The organism is Castellaniella sp. WN, assembly GCF_054457555.1.
Genome location: NZ_JBTKZC010000002.1, coordinates 22,583 through 40,877 on the forward strand (window position 1 = coordinate 22,583; position 18,295 = coordinate 40,877).

An 18,295-nucleotide genomic window follows, 5' to 3' on the forward strand; every position below is an offset into this window, starting at 1 on the left:
GTTCAAATATGTGCAGTGACGCCACCGTCGACAAGCAAACCCGCTCCGGCCACAAAATCCGAACCCGCCGCGGACAGGAATATCACTGCTCCGATAAGATCCTCGGGCAATCCCCAACGGCCCAGCGGAGTGGTCGCCACGACGCGCTCGGCATGTCCAGGAATATCGATACGCGCCTGGCGGGACAACGGGGTATCAATCCATCCGGGCAGTATGGCATTGACGTTGATCCCATCAGGCCCCCAGGCGCAAGACAGCGAACGGGTCAGTTGCAATACGCCACCCTTGCTGGCGGAATAGGCAGACGTTACGGCGTTGGAGGAAAGGGACAATATGGATCCGAAATTGATTATCTTCCCGCAGCCACGGAATTTCATTCCACGATAAACAGCCTGGCACATATTGAACGTGCCCTTTAGATTGACGTCCAGGATGCGGTCCCAGGTTTCTTCTTCATATTCTTCCGGCCGCATGCGGGTGTTCACCCCTGCACAATTTATCAGCACATCGACGCGGCCGAATTCAGCCTCAGCTCGTTCCATCGCCAGAAAGCAGGCCACCCTGTCCTCCACCCGCAATCCGAACGATTTCGCCACGACGCCGGATTCGAGAAGGTCTGCTGTGAGCGCATCCAGACTCTCCCCCGGCAGATCGACGAGCGACAAGACAGCACCCTCCTCGCCCAGCGCCCGTGAAACCACGCTGCCTATGCCACCGGCGGCGCCTGTGATCACGATAATTTTCCCTCTGAGATCAAAAAATTTTCCAGTCATTTTCCGCGATCTTATATGTGAGATATTACATATATGTGAGATGTGATCACATATCTCAAATATAAATAGCTCACTCCAGACAATCAATCGGTACAATCCCGGAGAAATTCGGATCCACACTGCCCGCAGGCAGCCAGTCAGGCTCCGGGGCTCCGTCCCGCCGAAAGAGGAAGTTCCCGTCAGCAGGCAGTCAGCGCCCGTCCGCAGGCCACGCCCGAGGACCAGGCCCACTGGAAGTTGTAGCCGCCCAGCCAGCCGGTGACGTCCACCGCCTCGCCCACCACGTACAGGCCCGTGCAGCGACGCGATTCCAGGCTGCGCTGGTCCAGTTCGTCCGTATCGACGCCGCCGCTCATGACCTCGGCCTTTTTGTAGCCGGCGGTGCCCGTGGGCCACAATGTCCAGCCATGGATGCGCTCGCCCAGGGCGCGCAAGCGGCGGTCGGGCGCGTCGGCCAGGCGCAGGCCTCCGAGGCCCGCCAGATCGTCGGCATCCGACTGGCTGTCCGCCGCGGGAGCGGCGGACAGCCAGGCCTCGGCCAGCCGCCTGGGCCAGAACTGGGCCAGCGCGGCGGCCACGGTCTGGCGGCTGCCTGCCTTGGCCGCCACCAGGGCCTCGGCCATGTCGCGGCCCGGCGACAAATCGATGTGGATCGGATCGCCAGGGCGCCAATGGCTGGAAATCTGCAGGATGCCCGGCCCCGACAGGCCGCGATGGGTGAACAGCAGGTCCTCCAGGAACTCGGCCCGCGCCGGCTGGCGGAAGCGCTTCCCGCCACCTGGTTTCCCACCCCCATCAGCCGCGGCGGCCTCATGCGACAGGCGCACTTCCAGGGACACACCGGCCAGAGCCGCGTAAGGCCGCCACTGGTCCGCGTCGAAGGTCAGCGGCACCAGCGCCGGGCGCGGCTCGACGATGCGCAGGCCGAACTGGCGCGCGATCCGCAGGCTGAAGTCGGTAGCGCCCAGTTGCGGGATCGCCATGCCGCCGGTCGCCAGCACCAGCCGGGCGGCCCGGACCGGCCCGGCGTCGGTGTCCAGCCGGAAGCCGTCCGCTTCCCGGCCCACGGTCCGGACGGCGCACGGCATGCGCCAATGCACCCCGCCCGCCTCGCATTCGCGGCGCAGGACCCGGATGATGGATTCACTGGAATCGTCGCAGAACAGCTGGCCCCGGTGCTTTTCATGCCAGGACACGCGATGCGCGCGCAGCAGGTCCAGGAAGTCGCCCGGCCCGTAGGCCCGCAGGGCGGAACGGCAGAAATCGGGATTGCGCGACAGGAACTGCGCGGGACTGGCGCCCAGGTTGGTGAAATTGCAGCGTCCGCCCCCGGAGATGCGGATCTTTTCCGCGAGCCGCCCGGCATGGTCGATCAGGACCACCCGCAGGCCACGCCGCGCCGCCACGGCGGCCGTCATCATGCCGGCCGCGCCGGCGCCCACGACCGCCGCGTCGAAACGTGTCCCCACGAAGATCAGGCGCCTTCGCGAATGCAGTCCACGTAATAGTGCCGCCGGCCCTGCTCGTCGGTCTCGTATGCCAGTCCGTGGACATCGGTCTCGAAGCCCGGGAACTGCTGGTTGAATTCCTGAGTGAACTTCAGGTAATCGACGATGTCGCGGTTGAAGCGCTCGCCCGGGATCAGCAGCGGAATGCCCGGCGGATAGGGCGTCAGCAGCACCCCGGTGACGCGGCCTTCGAGCCGGTCGACCGGCACGCGCTCGACCTCGCGGTGAGCCATGCGTGCGTAGGCGTCGGCCGGGCGCATGGCCGGCACCATGTCGCTGAGATACACGCGCGTGGTCAAGCGGGCGAAATCATAGTGGCGGTAGGCCTCGTGGATCTGCTGGCACAGGTCGCGCAGCCCCATGCGCTCGTAGCGCTTGTGCGAACGGCTGAATTCCGGCAGCACCCGCCACAGGGGCTGGTTGCGGTCGTAGTCGTCCTTGAACTGCTGCAGGGCGGTCAGCAGGGTGTTCCAGCGGCCCTTGGTGATGCCGATGGTGAACAGGATGAAGAAGGAGTACAGGCCGGTCTTTTCCACCACCACGCCGTGCTCGACCAGGTAGCGCGAGACCAGCGCCGCCGGGATGCCGGAATCGGCGAAGGTGCCCGAGATGTCCAGTCCCGGCGTCACCACCGTGGCCTTGATCGGGTCGAGCATGTTGAAACCGTCGGCCAGGTCGCCGAAGCCGTGCCATTCGTCACCGGAACCCAGCACCCAGTCCTCGCGGTTGCCGATGCCTTCGGCCACCAGGCGGTTGGGGCCCCAGACCTTGAACCACCAGTCGTTCTTGCCGAACTCGGACTCGACCTTGCGCATGGCGCGGCGGAAATCCAGGGCTTCGCGGATGGATTCCTCGACCAGGGCCGTGCCCCCCGGGGGTTCCATCATGGCCGCCGCCACGTCGCAGGACGCGATGATGGCGTACTGCGGCGAGGTCGAGGTGTGCATCAGGAACGCCTCGTTGAAGAGGTTGCGGTCCAGCTTGCGGTCCTCGGAATCCTGGACGACGATCTGCGAGGCCTGCGACAGGCCAGCCAGCAGCTTGTGCGTGGAGTGCGTCGCGTAGATCATCGTGTCCTTGCTGCGCGGCCGGTTCGGGCCGATGGCGTGCATGTCCTCGTAGAACTCGTGGAAGGCCGCGTGCGGCAGCCAGGCCTCGTCGAAGTGCAGGGTGTCGATCTCGGATCCGAGCTTTTCCTTGATCATCTCGACGTTGTAGATCACGCCGTCGTAGGTGCTCTGGGTCAGCGTCAGGATGCGCGGGCGCTTGTTGGCGGCCTCGCGCGCGAAGGGGTTGGCCTCGATCTTCCTGCGGATGTTCTCGGGATCGAATTCCTCGAGCGGGATCGGGCCGATGATGCCCAGGTGGTTGCGCGTGGGACGCAGGAACACCGGGATGGCGCCGGTCATGGTGATGGCATGCAGGATCGACTTGTGGCAGTTGCGGTCCACCACCACCACGTCGCCCGCGGCGACGTTGGCGTGCCAGACGATCTTGTTGGACGTGGACGTGCCGTTGGTGACGAAGAAGCAGTGGTCGGCGTGGAAGATGCGCGCCGCGTTGCGTTCCGATTCGGCCACCGGGCCGGTGTGGTCCAGCAACTGGCCCAGTTCGTCCACCGCGTTGCAGACGTCGGCGCGCAGCATGTTCTCGCCGAAAAACTGGTGGAACATCTGCCCCACGGGGCTTTTCAGGAAGGCCACCCCGCCCGAGTGCCCGGGACAGTGCCAGGAATAGGAGCCGTCGGAGGCGTATTCCAGCAGTTCGCGGAAGAACGGCGGCGGCAGGCTGTCCAGGTAGGCGCGGGCCTCGCGGATGATGTGGCGCGCGACGAATTCCGGCGTATCCTCGAACATGTGGATGAAGCCGTGCAGTTCGCGCAGGATGTCGTTGGGGATGTGCTGCGAGGTGCGCGTCTCCCCGTACAGGTAGATGGGGATGTCCTCGTTGCGGAAGCGCAGTTCGCCGATGAAGGCGCGCAGGTTCTTGATCGCGTTGGCGACGTCTTCCGGGGAATCCTCGTCGAATTCCTCGTCGTCGATCGACAGGATGAAGGCGCTGGCGCGGCTCTGCTGCTGCGCGAAGGAACTGAGGTCGCCGTAGCTGGTGACCCCCAGGACCTCGACGCCCTCGGCCTCGATGGCCGAAGCCAGGGCGCGGATGCCGAAGCCCGAGGCGTTCTCGGAGCGGTAGTCTTCGTCGATGATGACGATGGGAAAACGAAATTTCATGGCGGCTAGGTGCGGGGCAGCGTGACCCCCTGCTGGCCCTGATACTTGCCCCCCCGGTCGGCGTAGGAGGTCTCGCAGACCTCGTCGCTTTCGAAGAACAGCATCTGGGCGCAGCCCTCGCCGGCGTAGATCTTCGCCGGCAGGGGGGTGGTGTTGGAGAATTCCAGCGTCACGTGGCCTTCCCATTCGGGTTCCAGCGGTGTGACGTTGACGATGATGCCGCAGCGGGCGTAGGTGCTTTTCCCCAAGCACACGGTCAGCACGGAACGCGGAATGCGGAAGTATTCGACCGTGCGGGCCAGGGCGAAGGAGTTGGGCGGGATGATGCACACGTCGCCCTCGAAATCCACGAAGGACTTTTCATCGAAGGCCTTGGGGTCGACGATGGTGGAGTTGATGTTCGTGAAGATCTTGAATTCGCGGGCGCAGCGCACGTCGTAGCCATAGCTGCTGGTGCCGTAGCTGACGATCCGCTGGCCGTCGGCCGAGCGCACCTGGCCGGGCTCGAAGGGTTCGATCATGCCGGCCTGCGCGGCGCGCCGGATCCAGCGGTCGTTTTTGATGCTCATGGGCGCCCTCTGTTCAAAGTTGCGGTATTTTAAGGCACATCGCGGCGCGATGACTCGTTCAGAGGCTCCCTAGTCCATCGAGAACCAGCGATAGACCAGCGCCAGGCCGCTGACGGTGCCCGTGGTGACCTCGGCCTGCAGGTTGCGCATCAGCCGGTAGCTCAGCCGCGCCACGGTGCCGGTCTGCGCCAGGGCCTGCTCCAGGCTCAGCCGCAGGTCGTCGGTCAGGGTCTTGCCGGCCAGGACGAAACGCTGCTCGATGGGGCTGGCGCCCGCGTCCAGACCGCTCACCACGCTCTCGACCGGCAGGATGCTGCCCGTGCTGCCCAGTTCGCCCGAGCGCATGCTCAGTTCGTCCAGGCCGAAGCGCTTGTAGAACGGCTCGCCACCCGACAGGAAGGAGCTGCCCACCGAGAACAGCAGCGACATGTCCGCTCCGCCTTGATCCGGCCCGTGTCCCAGCAGCAGCCAGGTCAGTTTCTCGGTTTCGCTGACGTCGGGAATCGACATCAGGTCGATGCGCGGGCGCCGGGCGGTGCCGGCCACCCGAACTCCGGCCTGCACCGCCACGTCGGTGCGCAGGGCCTGGATGTCGAGCACGGGATTGGCTACGTCCCCCTGGAAGGTGATGGTGCCGCGCCGCAGTTGCAGGTGCTGGCCGTAGGTGTTGATGGCGCCGCCGCGGGTGCGCAGCTGGCCCAGCGCCGTGAGCTTGCCATCGTTCAGGTGCAGGTCCATGCTGCCGACCAGCCCCGAGTCCAGGCCGAAGCCGGTCAGGTAGAAGCGCGGCCCCAGGTCGATCTTCAGGTCGGCCTTCAGGTCCAGCGGCGGCGATCCCGTGCATCGGCCGGCCCCCTCGGACGGCGCCGCGCCCGGGCGGCCGGCGGGCCGCGGATCGTCCGCGCAATCCAGGGCGGCTTTCGTCTGCCCCGGTTCGAGGATCACCACGTCGCCGTCCAGGGACGGAATGGCATTGAGCATATCCAGGTCGAACCAGCCGGCGTCGGCCGTGATCTTGCCGCCGATGAGGATTTCCGGCAGGGTCGCCCGGACCTGGAGATCGCCGCTGACCATGGCGTAGCGGTCGGAACGCTGCAGGATCGGATACCGCCGGAAGGCGACGTCCACCCGACCCTGGCTCTCGATCAGATCCCAGGCGCCCGACAAGTCCAGGGCGCCGCCCTGGGCGTCCGGATTTTCCGCGATCCAGGTGGCGGTGCGCCATTCCTTGGGGACGACCCGGCGCACCGCCGGGAAACGCAAGTGGTCCAGCAGCACCCGGGTGCCATCGAAATGAGCCTGCAGGGTGCCGTCCAGCAGCCGCACGCCCTGGTCGGCGATCAGCAGGCGCAGGCCGTCGCCGCTCAGCGGACCGGACAGCATCCAGCGTCCGTCGGGCAGGCTGCGGCCCTGGACGTCGGCCTGCAGGGTGCCGCCGACTTCCATCTCCCCGCCCAGCAGCAGGTTCAGCCAGGCCAGATCCTGGGACTCGGCCTCGAAACGCAGGTGCCGTTCGTCCCGCGGCCGCAAGGCCAGCCCGCCCCCCGGGACCGCGTGGATCGGCGTGTCGGCCCGCAGACGCATGCGGCCCATTTCGCGCGTGCGGACCTGGAGATCGGCGTCGGCGCGGCTGAGGCCGTCGCCGACGCGCCGGATGGCGATGTCCAGGCGGGCGTCTTCCAGACCGAGCTGGATGGGCACGTCGCCGGGCACGGTCAGGTCGCCGTCCCGGCGGGCCAGATGAATGTCGCCGGCCAGGGCACCGTCGAATTTCAGGTTCCAGGCCAGGCTCGCGTCCAGGCGGCTGCGCCGCGCCTGTTCGGACAGTTCGGTGCGCACCCCGCCCTGCCGCGCGCCGGCGCGGTCCAGCCAGGCCCGTAGCCGGGTGATGCGTTCCGGTGTGACAGTCAGTGATTCGATGCCGCCGCGCGTTTCCCAATGGCCTTGTCCGCCGGCCGAGGCCTGGTGACGCAGGCTGAACAGAGATTCGCCGTCCAGCGCCAGCCCGAGGACTGCCTGGCCGACCTGCCAGCCGCCTTCGGCGTCCAGCGCCAGCGGCACCACCGCCCGGCTGTCCAGGACCAGGCCGGCGTGCTCGGCCCGCAAAGAGGTCAACTGGCCGCGCCAGCCCTGCGCCTGCGCCCAGCCGCCCCCGAAGGCCAGGTCCAGGTTCATGGGCGCCAGGCCAGGCACGCCGTCCCGGGCGTCCGGCGGCGCATAGCGGGCTTTCAGGCGGCCCCGGTGACTGGCCAGGGGACCGGACACGTCGAAATCCAGTTCCGCGCCGCCCGGCAGGCCGGGCCACAAGGCCGCCAAAGCCGGCAGCCGGGCCCGCAGCGTCAGCCGGCTGGCGTCCGCCGAGGCATCCCCGCCGGCGTGGATCCGGTCCGGCCCCAGGGTCAGGTCCACATCCAGTCCCGCAGCCTGAAGCCCCAGGAAATCCGCCGGCTCCGCCGCGCGCGCATCGAACAACGCCCCACCCGCCCGCGACAGGCGGTCCAGCCGGATCCGGCCCGACAGGGGCTGGCCGTTCCAGCGATTGGGGCCGTCGAACACCAGGTCCAGGCCCAGATCCCGCAGGCGCTGGTCGGCGTCCAGGCGCGCCCGCAGTTCGCCCTTCAGATTGAGCAGCGCCGGCCCCAGGTCCGACGGCAGCCAGGGATCCGGACGCAACTGCCGCACGGACCACCGGGCGCGGACCGGACGCAGGCCGTCCGCCTCCGGCGCCTCGGGCGCGACATCGAGCGTCACGCGAGTGTCGCCCGGCAGGCGCAGGTCCGCCTGCGCCGCGCCCAGGGGGAAGGATTGGCCGGGGAGGATGTCGGCCCGAGCCTGCAGTTCCAGGCCCTCGCCCCGGCCGTGGGCCTGCAGATGCAGCGCCTGCAGGGTCCCGGCCAGACGCAAGTCCAGATCGACGCGACACTCGTCCCCGGTCGGCTCGCCGCCGCCCACGCCGCTTCCGGCCGCTAGCAGCCGCCGCAAGCAGACCGGCGACTGCGCGCCGCGGTCCTGGGCGGACCCGTGCAGGTTGAGCTCGAAGGGCCAGGGCGCCGCCAGCCCGCGCAAGGCCAGGTTGCCCTGGAACTTCAGCAGCGTGTCCCGGTGCGCGGCCTGCAACTGGTCCAACGTCACGGTCGCCGTGTGGGCGTCCAGCGTCAGGGCGGTCGACACGGACAGCAGATCGATGGGCAGGGGCTCCCCGTCGATGCGCAGGCCCAGCCCCCCCAGCGCCAGCCGGTCGACCCGCAGGCCCAGCGGCGGCGCCGGCATCCGGAAGGGTTCGTCCTCCGCGGGCGCGGCGGACGGCGCGGTGCGCAGGTCCACGTCCACGCGCACGGCCGACAGGTCGTTGACGTGCAGGCGGCGGTCCAGCAGTTCCGGCCAGAGCGCCTTCAGGTGCAGCCCGACCACGCGCACGTCCACGTCGGGCAGGGCGATCGACAGCCCCTCGACGTACAGCCCGTGGACCAGGGTGCCGCGCACGCCATGGACCTCGCCGCCCAACTGGCCCGCCGCCGTGCGCAGCAGCCAGCGGGTTCCCGTCGTACTGGAGACGCACCAGGCGGCGAAACCCATGGCCAGCAGCAGCGCCAATACGATGGGCGGCAGCCCCCAGAGTCCGAAGGCCCGCAGGCCACGCCAGATCCGCGCCCTCAAAACGCGATCCCCAGGGAGAACTGCAACCGCAGGCGGCGGTCCTTCTGCGCCCAGGCCAGATCGACGAAGAACGGCCCGGCCGGGGTGCGCACCGCCAGGCCGGCCCCATAGCCCAGGTGCCAGTCGAACTGGCCGAAGGACTCGGCCGCGTCCCCCGCGTCGACGAACAGATTGGCGCCCAGGACGTCGGTGAAATAGTGCGTGTATTCGATGCTGGCCACGCCCAGCACAGGCGCACCGATGATGGCGTCGCCGCGCTCCAGACCGATGCTCTGATAGCGATAGCCCCGGATGCTGCGCGAGCCGCCGGTGCGCCAAGAGAAATCCTGCGGCAGGCGAGTGGTGTCCGCCCAGACCTTGCCGATCTCGCCGCGCACGGTCAGCACGTCGCGCTCGCCGACCCGCCACCACTGCTGGGCGCGCAGGCTGCTGCGATAGAAGGCCTTGCCGTCGTCCAGGGTCGTGCCCACGCCCAGGCCGAATTCGACCAGATTGCCTTCGCGCGGATCGTACTTGGAATCCACGTCACGGCGCAGCCATTGCCAGGTGGCCGCCCAGCTCGGGACCTCGTAGCGCGAATCGCCGGAAATGCGGGTCTTGTCGTAAGCGACCAGGGCGCCCCAGCGGACCTCGTATTCGACGCGGCTGTCGCCGGCCGCCTTGCGCGTCTGGCTGCGCTTCCAGCCCAGGCCCGCGCGGCTGGTTTCCAGGCCCTCGATATCCGAATGATCGTACAGCAGGCCAAAACTGTCCTGGCCGCCGTCCATGCCGGGCGGCAGGTGCACGTCGAAGAAGGCGCGCTGCCGCTTCGTGTCGACCCCGGCGCCGGTCTCGATCCAGACCGGCAGGCCGTAGACCACGTTCTGGCGGTACAGACCTTCCACCCGCACACCGTGGTCACTGTCCACGCCGAGCGAGCCGCTGGCGTAACGGGCGGGGCCCTCGGTCACCTGGATGCGCACGGGCAGCGTGACGGGATCGGTGCCCCGGGGCCGCTCGATCGGCGGCGCGGCGGCGGCCTGCGGGGCCGTGTCGGCGCCGGCGCGCGTCCCGGCCGGCGCGGCGTCGGTTCCCTGTACCGGCGGCGTGCCGTCGGCCAGGGTGACGAAGGCGCCACGGAAAAAGGTGATGGACTGCAGGGCCTGCTGCCAATCCTCCAGGCGCGTCTGGTCGTAGGCGTCGCCCGGGTCGTAGCGCACGTAGCGCCGGATCAGGGATTCGGGCACCCGCTTCAGCCCGGTGATCTGGAGTTCGCCCAGCCGCACCGGCGGCCCGCTGTCGAGCACCACATCCAGGTCGGCCTTGGCCGCCCGGGGATCGACGGCCGCCCGGGTCTGCGCATAGCGGGCGTAATAGAAGTCCCGGCGCGAGGCGGCGTCCAGCAGCTCGGTCTTGGCCCGGCTCCAGTCGTCGTTGATGAAGGGCATGCCCGGCTTGAGCAGCCAGTCGTCCCGCAGGGACTGACGCCGGGCCGCGTAGGCATCACCGGCGAGCGCGCCTTCGAAGCGCAGGCCGAGCTGGCGCACCCGGGCGCGTTCGCCGGTGTCGATCGCGATGTCCCAGAATTCGCCGCCGTTCGCCGCGCCCGGCGTCACGTCCAGCGTGACGGTCGCCCCGAAATAACCCTGGGTCCGCAAGGCGGCCTGGGCCGCCTCCCAGGCGCGCCGGCGCAGGCGCGAGACTTCGCGCACGTCCTGATCCTCGGTCAGGCGCGTGATCGCGCCGACGGCATCCGTAATAGCCTGTAACACTTTGGGCGGGGCGCCCCCCGGGTCGATGATGACTTCCGGAGGCGCGGCCAGCGCGGGGGCGCAGACCGCGGCCCCCAGGGCGAGCAGCGCCCGACGCACACCTCTGGCGAATCCGGTCAGGGAGTCGCCAGGCATCAGCTCGTGCGCGCCACGACCCGGGGCCGTGAACCGGAATCGTCCAGCGGCTGCCCGGCCACATGGATGGCCAGCTGACGGGCGATGTCCTGATAGCGGCGCGCGGCCTCGCCGTCGGGCGAAGCGACGACACTGGGCCGGCCGGAATCGGTTTCCTGGCGGATGTCGAGTTGCAGCGGCAAGGCCCCCAGCCAGGGCAAGTGATAAGTCGCCGCCAGCTGGCGGCCGCCGTCCTGGCCGAAAATCGGCTCGGCGTGCCCGCAATTGGAGCACACGTGGACGGACATGTTTTCAACGATCCCCAACACCGGGACATCTACCTTCTGGAACATGATCAGACCCTTGCGGGCGTCGGCCAAGGCCAGATCCTGGGGCGTGGTGACGATGATCGCCCCCGTGAGCGGAACCTTCTGGGCCATGGTGAGGGCAATATCGCCTGTTCCCGGAGGCATGTCCACGATCAGGTAATCCAGATCGTGCCAATTCGTAAGCGACAGCAACTGGGTCAGGGCCTGGGTCACCATGGGACCGCGCCAGATCGCCGGACCGTCGTCGTCCATCAGGAAGCCGATGGAATTGGCCTGCAGCCCGTGGCCGATCATGGGTTCCATGCTCTTGCCGTCCACGCTCTTCGGCTTGCCCGACAGGCCCAGCATGATGGGCACGCTGGGGCCGTAGATGTCGGCGTCCAGCAGGCCGACGCGCGCGCCCTGGCTGTGCAGCGCCAGGGCGAGGTTGACGGCCGTGGTGCTCTTGCCGACCCCCCCCTTGCCGGAAGCCACGGCGATGACGTTGCGCACATTGTCCAGGGTGCGCAGCCCGCGCTGCACCGAGTGAGCGACGATCCGGGACTGGAATTCCAGCCTGCCCAGGCGCGCGCCGGCCGCGTCCAGCGCGGTCCGGATGGCGGCCTCCAGGGCCTGCTCGCCATTGAACAAGGGATAGCCCAGGGTTACAGTGATGTCGAAGGCGTCGCCCGAGGCGGCGATCCGCAAGTCGGGTTCGGTCACCGCCAGCGTTTTCCGGGTGTCGGGGTTGATGACCCTGGACAGGATCGCGCGGATGTCCTGTATCGTGGTAGCCATAGAGGTCCGGGAGAAAACAGTCGAAACCAGAAGCATAGCGGATTCCCCTGGAAATCCGCCGATTGACCCCAATATGGGCATGACAGGCGCCCCCGGATCCGGCCGGACGCCGCATCCGCCCGCCCGGCGCCCCGCCGCGCCCCGCATGCAACCTTTTCCGGCCACAGGAGTCCAACTCTCATGAATCTGATCCAGCAAATCCTGCGCGCCATCCTGTTCCTGATCCTGGCCTTCTTCGGCCTGGTGATGGCTTTCGTCTTCATGGCCTCGACCGCCCTGGCGATCGGCGTGCTGTACATCGTCGCCCGGCTGCAGGGCCGGCCCTTCGGCGTGAAGACCTACTGGGCGGAACGCCGCCGCTCGCCCATGCCGCCGCGTCCCGGGACCTGGTCCCGGGGGGATCAGCCTGCTCGTGAACGGGACGTGACGGATATCGAGATGCGCGAGATTCCTTGATCAACGGACGTCTCGTGACTGCCTTCAGGCGCCGAGACGAACGACCGCTGTCGTGCACCGAAACGGCCCCTTCAGAAGCATTCTGAAGGGGCCGCGGCATTTAGGGGCTGTGCTGCCAAAACGTATCCACAGCCAAGTCGCCAGGATGCTTACTTGTCGGAGCCTTGCTCTTTCCGGTCTTGTTGGGCCTCGCCGGATCCGGAGTCTTGGTCGGATATCTTTGGGGCTGCCCAGTTAAGCGGTGGCGCGACGATGTCCTTCCAGGCGACACGTTTAGGTGTTGTCATGGTTTTCTCCCAAAGCAACGTGGCAGCACATTGTGCGCCGCCACTATTGCTGTACAAAATACCAGTATTGGTATGTTATGTCAAATCGGCATGGCCGATTAGGGGTGCATCCAATCACGTGTGAACAGTTGCTTTCGGCCGATTCGAGTCATCCCCCACGCACAGACTCGGCAAGCCCCATCGGCCGCACCGCCAGCCGCAACCCCATCGCCTTCAAGATCGCCACCAAGCTACCCGGCCCCGGATTCCCCTTGGGGACAGCATCCGATAAAGCTGCGTCGGATGCAAATGCGCCTGCTCCGACCCATCGCCACAGCGGACAAGACCGCCCGCCCCCAACCCCGCCTGATAGAATCAATCCTTTGCCTTTTCCCCCCCTCCCGCCCCATGTCGCGCACGATCTTCGTCACCACCGCCCTGCCCTACGCCAACGGTTCCTTCCACATCGGCCACATCATGGAATACATCCAGGCCGATACCTGGGTGCGCGCGATGCGCATGGCGGGCCACACCGTGCATTTCGTGGGGGCGGACGACGCGCACGGCGCGCCCATCATGCTCAAGGCCCAGGCCGAGGGCATCACGCCCCAGGCGCTGGTGGGCCGCTACGCCGCCGAACGGCCGAAATACCTGGACGGCTTCCACATCCGCTTCGACCACTGGCACAGCACCGACACGCCGGAAAACATCGAGCTGTCCCAGGACATCTACCGCGCACTGAAGGCCGCCGGGTTCATCGACAGCCGCGAGATCGAGCAGTTCTACGACCCGGTCAAGGGCATGTTCCTGCCGGACCGCTACATCAAGGGCGAATGCCCGCGCTGCCACGCCAAGGACCAGTACGGCGATTCCTGTGAAGTCTGCGGCGCGGTCTACAGCCCGACCGAGCTGGTCGAGCCCTATTCCACCCTGACCAAGGCGCGGCCGGTGCTGCGCAGTTCCGAACACTTTTTCTTCCGCCTGTCGGACCCGCGCTGCGTGGCTTTCCTGCAGGAATGGACCACGGGAACGCGCGCCGACGGCACCGCCCGGCTGCAATCCGAAGTCCTCGCCAAGACGCGCGAATGGCTGGGCACGGCCGAGGGTGCCGAGGCCAATCTGGCCGACTGGGACATTTCCCGCGACGAGCCCTACTTCGGCATTCCCATCCCCGACGCGCCGGGCAAGTATTTCTACGTCTGGCTGGACGCCCCCGTCGGCTATCTGGCCTCTCTGAAGGCCTACTGCCGCAAGAACGGCCTGGATTTCGACGCCCTGCTGGCGCCGGACGGCGACACCGAGCAGGTGCACTTCATCGGCAAGGACATCGTCTATTTCCACGCCCTGTTCTGGCCCGCGATGCTGAAGTTCTCCGGCCGCAAGATCCCCGACCTGCTGCACGTGCACGGCTTCATCACCGTCAGCGGCGAAAAGATGTCCAAGAGCCGGGGCACGGGGATCTCCCCGCTGCGCTACCTGGACATCGGCATGGACGCCGAATGGCTGCGCTACTACATCGCCGCCAAGCTCAACGCCCACGTCGAGGATCTGGACTTCAATCCGGACGACTTCGTCGCGCGCGTCAACAGCGACCTGATCGGCAAGTACGTCAACATCGCCAGCCGGGCGGCGACCTTCATCACCCGCCACTTCGACGGCGCGCTGGCCTATGCCGGCGACACCGACGCGCTGCGGACCGAGCTGCGCGACTGCGCCGAACAGGTCCGGGCCGACTTCGAGGCGCGCGAATACGGCCGCGCCATCCGCCGGATCATGGCCCAGGCCGACAAGATCAACCAGTCCTTCGACGCGGCCCAGCCCTGGGTGCTTGCCAAGGGCATCGCCCAGGCCGGGCCCGCGCAAAAAGCCGCGCTGCAGGACATCTGCTCGCGCGCCCTGGCTGGCTTCCAGGCCCTGTCGGTGATGTTGGCGCCGGTGCTGCCGGCCCTGACCGAGCGCGTCGCCCGCGAACTGTTCGGCCGCGACCGGACCTACGCCTGGACCGACGCCGGCGAACTGCCCGCGCGCATCGCCGCGTTCAAGCACCTGATGCAGCGCGTCGATCCGGCCCTGCTCGACGATCTGTTCGAACCGCCCCAGGCTCCGGCCGCGATCCCGGGCGGCGAGCCCATCGCCGACGTCATCGACATCAAGGACTTCGGCCGCATCGACCTGCGCATCGCGCGCATCGTCGAATGCACGGAAGTCGAAGGCTCCGACAAGCTGCTGCGCCTGTCATTGGACGTGGGCGAAGGCCGCCTGCGGCAGGTGTTTTCCGGCATCAAGTCGGCCTACAAGCCGGACGACCTGACCGGCAAGCTGACCGTGCTGGTGGCCAATCTGGCGCCGCGCAAGATGCGCTTCGGCGTGTCCGAGGGCATGGTGCTGGCGGCCAGCCACGCCGACGAGGGCGAGGATGCCGGGATCTACGTCCTGGAACCCTGGCCGGGCGCACAGCCGGGCATGCGCATCCACTGATCCCGCCGCTTCCGGCACGGGCGCGGCACGCACGCCAGCCGCCCCTCCGACATCGGCGCCGCGCGAGCAGGGATCAGGCCGGATCGGGCGTCTTCTCGCCGAACAGCAGGCGGGTGATCAGGGCTTCGTCGATGGATTCGCCGCTCAGGGTACGGGCCAGGATCTCGCTGCCCAGCGCCTGCGGCGAGATCACGATATCGGGATTCACCCGCCGGATCTTGGCCAAGTGCTGGGACGAATTCGCCAGGGCCACCAGCTTGGTGTCCGGACCGCCGGCCTCGCGGCCCGCCATGACGATGAAGGCGTTCTCCGCATCGTCATGGCGCAGAGCCAGCACATAGCGGGCGTGCGCCGCGCCGGCCTGCAGCAGAACGCCGGTTTCCGAGGCGTCGCCCGCCAGCACGTCGGCGTCGGCCGGATACGGATGGCCCTCGACCGAGGGGACGATGACCGTGACATCATGGCCACGCTGGCGCAGCGCGCCGTACAGGCTCTGGGCCAGGGAGCCGACTCCCGCCAGGATGATATGGTTCTTTCTCATGGTGCGTGAGTTCCTTCCGTGCATCAGCCGGCGGATGTTGCCGCCGATCAAGGGCCCTACCACGGCGCTGATGGACGTGGCGAAGACCGTGATTCCCAGAATGATGATGGAAATCGTGAACAGTCGCGCCGCGTCGGTCTGCGGGCTGATGTCTCCATACCCCACAGTGGACATGGACACGATGGAGAAATACAGGGCCATGACCGGGTCGCGCACGGGCGGCGAGAACTCCTCGCCCAGATACAGGACGCCGAAGACCGCATAGACCAGGAGGCTGATCACGCTGAGCGCGGCGAACAGACTGCCCGCCGTCAGGCTGGCCCGGTCGAAACGGCGCCAGTAGCCGATCAGCGCTCCGGCCAGCACAACCGTGTAGACCAGCAGGCCGAGGTGTCCCCGGCCATTCCACAGAGACACCGTGCCCACCGCCGCGAGCAGCAGCAGAGTGATGGTCCAGGCGATACGGGCGCGGTACAGCAGCCCGATCGCCATCACTTGCACGCCCAGGCCCAGCATCAATCGCGACAACTGGGCGATGCCGCCCGAATCCAGGAAGGCCGTGATGCCGGCGCCATCATGGATCCGCAGAGTCTGCAGCAGGCCCACGCTGCCGATGGCCTGCCAGAACGGCCTCAGGAACAAATAACCGTCGACCGCGACCAGCGCGGCGATCAGCCAATGCCAGGGAAACCGACGCGCCTGGCGCGCGCAATACGCCAGGGTAGAACGAAAATGAAGCCGCATGCGGACCGCGATCCTGTATGGCCGACCGGGTTTTCAGTGTACCGCACACTTTCTCCAGGACCACCCTTTATACTGGCGGGCATGTCCCCCCTGCCCAATACCTACATCGATACGCCGGAACGCCAGGCGGCCGCCAAACGCAGCACCTGGGTCAGCGTCTGGGTGAACCTGCTGCTGACCGCCGTCCAGCTGGCGATCGGCCTGTTCGCCCAATCCCAGGCCCTGGTGGCCGATGCCATCCATTCCCTGTCGGACCTGGTGTCCGACGGCCTGGTGCTGTTCGCCAACAAACACAGCGGCAAAGGCCCGGACGCCGACCACCCTTATGGGCACCTGCGTTTCGAAACAGCCGCCACGCTGGGCATCGGCGTGCTGCTGGCCGCCGTCGGCATAGGCATGCTGTGGGGCAGTTTTCAGCGCCTGCAGGCGCCCGAGCTGATTCCCGTCGTCCATCCGGCCGCCTTCTACGTCGCACTGCTCGCCCTGCTCTCCAAGGAACTGCTGTTCCGCTATATGCTGCGCGTCGCCCACCGCGTGCGCTCGACCTTGCTGGTGGCCAATGCCTGGCACGCCCGTTCGGACGCGGCCTCGTCCCTGGTGGTGGCGATGGGGGTGGGCGCCAACCTGGCGGGCCTGCCCCTGGCCGATCCTCTGGCCGCCCTGGTGGTGGGCTTGATGATCATGCGCATGGGCTGGAAATTCTCCTGGCAGGCATTCAACGACCTGGTGGACCGGGCCGCCGACGCCGACACCGAATGCGCCATCCGCGAACGCATCCTGGGCACGCCGGGCGTGCGCGGCATCCACGATCTGCGCACCCGCAAGATGGGCGATATGATCTGGGTGGAGGTTGACATCGAAATGGACGGCCGGCTGACGATCGAGGCCGGCCATGCCATCGCCGTCGAGGCCCGGCACCGCGTCATGGCTGACCTGCCGGTGCTGGATGTGATGACGCACTTCGACCCCGTCTAGGACGGCCGGCATCCAGCCGTCCCGCATCATTGGCCCGTCTCGTGTTCCGGCCGGACGCCGGAACCGCCATTCCCGCCCCCTACGAAGGCCGGCCGGACGTTGATTCCATCCAGGCATCACGCTTTCCCGCTTTACTTCCACACCCCCCCCCAAGGGTTAATACCAGCTTGCTACGCCCCTTGATGAAATTATAATTTCAAAAACTTTGTTATGTAATTCGAATTTCATAAATGCCCGATATCAAACATACCATCCTGACCATGATCGATGAACTGCCCGGCGCGGAGCGCAGACTCGCCGATGTCGTGCTCTCCCATGGCGACCAGCTGGCCATCTACTCAGCCAACGAATTAGCGAAAAAAGCCAATGTATCGGCCGCCACGGCCGTGCGCTTTTTCAAACGGCTGGGCTTCGAAAGCTTTCAGCAGTTCAGAACGCACGCACGCGCTCAAATGAACGAAGCCGCGCCCCTGAACCGGCTGTCGCACCACGCACACGACGCCGTCCACTCGGACTACACCGCATTCATCAACAATGACTCCCGCAACATTGCCGAGACCTTCCAGGCCCTCACCACGCACGAGATCGAACGGTTCACGGAAGCGGTCGTCGACGCCCACCACATCTGGGTGGTCGGGTTCAGAAACGGACAAATTCTCGCCAGCTATCTCCACGCTCTCCTGCAGCAGCTACGCCCTGACGTACGTCTCTTCGTGGGAAATGTGGCACACATCCCCGAACAGCTCTCCGACATCACAAACGACGACCTGGTCATCATCATGGATTTCCGACGCCGTTCGATCATGCTGAAAGCAGTGCTCGACCACGTCAGATCGGAAGCCGCTCGAATCGCTCTCGTAACCGACCTGCTGGAGAAACCCCTGTCCAAAGCCGGCGATATCGTCTTCAAGGCCAGCACTCAGGGCGAAGCCCTTTTCGATTCGCACGCCGCCACGATGAGCCTGTTGAATTTCCTCGCCTCGCACGCCGCCACGGCCCTGGGCGAGGACACTGCCCGGAAGCTGCAAAAGATCGAGCGCATCCACAAAAGCATGAAGGACATCATCTCCAAGTGAGATGCCTCGTGCCCCATCTCCCCATTCGAGCTCGTTGCCGAGCAAGGAAC

12 protein-coding genes and 1 pseudogene are annotated in these 18,295 nt (G+C 67.0%); 4 read left to right on the forward strand and 9 right to left on the reverse strand.

Annotated features, from left to right (window positions below):
* Positions 1 to 2 precede the first annotated feature (2 nt).
* From ACTPOE_RS13985 to apbC, 7 genes are all read right to left on the reverse strand, one after another.
* Entirely contained in the window at positions 3 to 773 is a 771-nt protein-coding gene (locus tag ACTPOE_RS13985; protein ID WP_458872863.1) for an SDR family NAD(P)-dependent oxidoreductase, read from the reverse strand.
* 179 nt (positions 774 to 952) lie between these two features.
* A complete protein-coding gene (locus ACTPOE_RS13990; protein WP_458872864.1) occupies positions 953 to 2,242 on the reverse strand; it encodes a BaiN/RdsA family NAD(P)/FAD-dependent oxidoreductase in 1,290 nt (429 codons plus the stop codon).
* A 5-nt stretch (positions 2,243 to 2,247) separates the two neighbouring features.
* On the reverse strand, positions 2,248 to 4,512 hold the full coding sequence (locus ACTPOE_RS13995) for an Orn/Lys/Arg family decarboxylase (RefSeq protein ID WP_458872866.1): 2,265 nt from the start codon (positions 4,510 to 4,512) through the stop codon (positions 2,248 to 2,250).
* A gap of 5 nt (positions 4,513 to 4,517) precedes the next feature.
* A complete protein-coding gene (dcd, locus tag ACTPOE_RS14000; protein ID WP_458872867.1) occupies positions 4,518 to 5,081 on the reverse strand; it encodes a dCTP deaminase in 564 nt (187 codons plus the stop codon).
* A 69-nt stretch (positions 5,082 to 5,150) separates the two neighbouring features.
* Positions 5,151 to 8,738, reverse strand: coding sequence for a translocation/assembly module TamB domain-containing protein (locus ACTPOE_RS14005; RefSeq protein WP_458872868.1), 3,588 nt, complete (start codon positions 8,736 to 8,738; stop codon positions 5,151 to 5,153).
* A complete protein-coding gene (locus ACTPOE_RS14010; RefSeq protein WP_458872869.1) occupies positions 8,735 to 10,624 on the reverse strand; it encodes an autotransporter assembly complex protein TamA in 1,890 nt (629 codons plus the stop codon). Before ACTPOE_RS14010 ends, ACTPOE_RS14005 begins: the two co-directional genes overlap by 4 nt.
* Positions 10,624 to 11,709 carry an iron-sulfur cluster carrier protein ApbC gene (apbC, locus tag ACTPOE_RS14015; RefSeq protein WP_458872870.1) on the reverse strand — a complete coding sequence of 362 codons (1,086 nt, stop codon included), beginning with the start codon at positions 11,707 to 11,709 and terminating at the stop codon, positions 10,624 to 10,626. The genes ACTPOE_RS14010 and apbC overlap by 1 nt, the downstream gene beginning before the upstream one ends.
* Before the next feature lie 180 nt (positions 11,710 to 11,889).
* Between apbC and ACTPOE_RS14020 the strand changes: the two genes are divergently transcribed.
* The gene (locus ACTPOE_RS14020; protein WP_458872871.1) at positions 11,890 to 12,165 is read left to right on the forward strand and encodes a hypothetical protein; all 276 of its coding nucleotides are present in this window, start codon (positions 11,890 to 11,892) and stop codon (positions 12,163 to 12,165) included.
* A gap of 435 nt (positions 12,166 to 12,600) precedes the next feature.
* On the opposite strand, the pseudogene ACTPOE_RS14025 reads toward ACTPOE_RS14020, so the two are convergent.
* Positions 12,601 to 12,755 (reverse strand): annotated as a pseudogene (locus ACTPOE_RS14025) (helix-turn-helix domain-containing transcriptional regulator); the annotation flags it as partial.
* An 84-nt stretch (positions 12,756 to 12,839) separates the two neighbouring features.
* On the opposite strand from ACTPOE_RS14025, the gene metG reads away from it, so the two are divergent.
* Positions 12,840 to 14,909 carry a methionine--tRNA ligase gene (metG, locus tag ACTPOE_RS14030; protein ID WP_458872872.1) on the forward strand — a complete coding sequence of 690 codons (2,070 nt, stop codon included), beginning with the start codon at positions 12,840 to 12,842 and terminating at the stop codon, positions 14,907 to 14,909.
* A 73-nt stretch (positions 14,910 to 14,982) separates the two neighbouring features.
* Here the strand turns inward: metG and kch are convergent, their stop codons facing one another.
* On the reverse strand, positions 14,983 to 16,194 hold the full coding sequence (gene kch, locus ACTPOE_RS14035) for a voltage-gated potassium channel protein (protein WP_458872873.1): 1,212 nt from the start codon (positions 16,192 to 16,194) through the stop codon (positions 14,983 to 14,985).
* A gap of 81 nt (positions 16,195 to 16,275) precedes the next feature.
* Between kch and ACTPOE_RS14040 the strand changes: the two genes are divergently transcribed.
* The gene (locus ACTPOE_RS14040) at positions 16,276 to 17,169 is read left to right on the forward strand and encodes a cation diffusion facilitator family transporter (protein ID WP_458872874.1); all 894 of its coding nucleotides are present in this window, start codon (positions 16,276 to 16,278) and stop codon (positions 17,167 to 17,169) included.
* A 230-nt stretch (positions 17,170 to 17,399) separates the two neighbouring features.
* Positions 17,400 to 18,245, forward strand: coding sequence for a MurR/RpiR family transcriptional regulator (locus ACTPOE_RS14045; protein ID WP_458872875.1), 846 nt, complete (start codon positions 17,400 to 17,402; stop codon positions 18,243 to 18,245).
* Positions 18,246 to 18,295 lie beyond the last annotated feature (50 nt).